3 protein-coding genes are annotated in these 2184 nt (G+C 66.6%); all 3 read left to right on the top strand.

Features of this window, described 5'->3' with window-relative positions:
- A partial coding sequence (gene dapB / locus PGX04_RS17470) for a 4-hydroxy-tetrahydrodipicolinate reductase (RefSeq protein ID WP_273739687.1) occupies positions 1–530 on the top strand: 530 nt, incomplete at its 5' end.
- Positions 527–1363 (top strand): 2,3,4,5-tetrahydropyridine-2,6-dicarboxylate N-succinyltransferase, encoded by an 837-nt coding sequence (locus PGX04_RS17465; RefSeq protein WP_273739686.1) that lies wholly within the window; start codon positions 527–529, stop codon positions 1361–1363. The genes dapB and PGX04_RS17465, both read left to right, overlap by 4 nt.
- A gap of 275 nt (positions 1364–1638) precedes the next feature.
- The coding region (locus tag PGX04_RS17460; protein ID WP_273739685.1) for a diaminopimelate decarboxylase family protein at positions 1639–2184 on the top strand (546 nt) is incomplete at its 3' end.

Genomic DNA, 2184 nt, shown 5'->3' with positions numbered 1-2184 from the left:
CGACGTGCGCCGAGGCGGACGTCGCTTTCGTCACCGGCACGACCGGGTTCGACGACGAGGAGTACGAGGCGCTCGAGGCGGCGAGCGAGGATATCGCGGTGCTCCACGCGCCGAACTTCGCCCGCGGCGTGCAGGCGCTGGTCAACGTCGTCGGTCAGGCGGTCCGGAACCTGCCCGGCTACGACGTGGAACTCGTCGAAACCCATCACAACGACAAGCGCGACGCGCCGAGCGGCACCGCGAACCGCCTGCTCGAGGAGATCGAGGCCAACGGAGACTTCACCGAGCGCACGCACGGCCGCGAGGGCGAGGCACCCCGAGAGGATGCCGAGATCGGCGTTCACGCACTCCGTGCCGGCGATATCACGGGCGAACACGAAATCGTCCTCGCGGGCAACCACGAGGAAGTTCGGCTCACGCACCGCGCCGAGGATCGCGGCGTGTTCGCCGCCGGCGCGGTCGACGCGGCGGTCTGGATCGCTGGACAAAAGGCGGGGTGGTACGACTTTTCGGACGTGATTACGGAATGAGCGCACTTGAGACCGAAATCGACGAGCTGTGGGAGCGCAAAGAGAACGACGAGATCAGCGCCGAGACCGCCGGCGAGGACGCGTACGCCACCCTCGAGGCCTTCCTCGACGCCCTCGAGTCGGGCGAGATCCGCGCCGCCGAGAAGCAGGGGGGCGCCTGGGAGGCAAACGAGTGGGTCAAGCAGGGCATTCTACTCAACTTCGGCCTGCGCTCGATCGGTCAGTACGACCACGGCGGCACCACGTACAACGACGTCCTGCCGCTCGCCGACTCGAGCGAGTACGGCGACCGCGGAAGTCGCAACACGCCGGACGGCACCGTCGTCCGCCGCGGTGCGAACATCGGCTCGGACTGCATCCTGATGAGCCCCGCCTTCGTCAACATCGGCGCTCGCGTCGGCGACGGGACGCTCGTCGACTCCTGTGACACCGTCGGCTCCTGCGCCCAGATCGGCGACAACGTCAAACTCGGCGCGAACACGCTCATCGGTGGCGTTCTCGAGCCGGTCGAGGGCGCGCCGGTCATCGTCGAGGACAACGTCTCGCTCGGCGCGGGCTGTCGCGTCACGAGCGGGTTCGTCGTCGGCGAGAACAGCGTCGTCGGCGAAAACACGCTCCTGACGCCGCGCATCCCGGTCTACGATCTCGTCGAGGAGGAGGTTCTCTACGGCGAACTGCCCGCCGACAGGCGCGCGTTCACTCGCTTCGTCGAGTCCTCGATCAGCGACCACGACCTCTTCGAAGGCGGGGCCTACAAGCCCGCCGTCGTCGCGACGGGTCTCGAGACGGAGACGCTCGAGGCGACCGAACGCGAAGACGCGCTTCGAGAATAAGTATCTCGGCGATGTAGCGGTTTTTCAGTGATTCGGTTCTCCGTATTCGGTTCCGCTATCAGAATTCTCGAGAACGCCACGAAAGCCCCTGTCGGCTCCGGTCGATGGGCTCGTTGCGCGCGCTCACGTTGTTCGCATGCTTACATCGCCCGTCTTCCCGGAGCCGGCAGCCCCTTTCGTGGTGCTTCCAGTAGCCCTAAATTCCGATCACAATCCGAATGCGATCGGAAATGAGAACCCAAAGCTTGAATTCTCGCGGTCACCTGAAACTGACAATGACTGACGCTGCGGCTTCGCTGTCCGTCCGCCGCCTCTCCGAATGGGACGCGGCCGAACTACAGGCGCTTACCGCAGAGTACGGCTCGCCGCTGTACGTCCTCGACCTCGAGCGAGTTCGCGAAAACTACCGGCGACTCGAGGCCGCCTTTCCGGACGCCGATATCCTCTACGCGGTGAAGGCGAACGCGCTGGGGGACGTCCTTTCGACGCTTCGCGAGGCGGGGGCCGGTCTCGAGTGTGCCTCCGCCGGGGAGGTAAAGCGGGCGCTCGAGGCCGGCGCGTCGGGCTCGGAGATCCACTACACGGCGGTCAACCCGCCCGCGGACGACCTCGACTGGATCGTCGACGCCTGGGCGGACCACCCCGAACTAACCGTCACCGCGGGCTCCGAGGATACGATCGATCGGCTAGCCGACCGCGGCTATACCGGGCGACTCTGTCTGCGGGTCAACCCCGGCATCGGCGCCGGCCACCACGAGAAGGTGCGGACGGGCGCTGCCGCGAAGTTCGGCGTCCCCGCAGAGCGTGCAGTCGACGTGCTC

This window comes from Natrinema soli (genome assembly GCF_028618695.1).
Note: the sequence above shows the minus strand (reverse complement) of the source record. Positions and strands in the feature narration are given on the sequence as shown.

What these genes read in the sequence shown, in the direction of transcription:
- PGX04_RS17465 (WP_273739686.1), top strand. Translation starts at nt 527, where the DNA reads ATGAGCGCACTTGAGACCGAAATCGACGAGCTGTGGGAGCGCAAAGAG.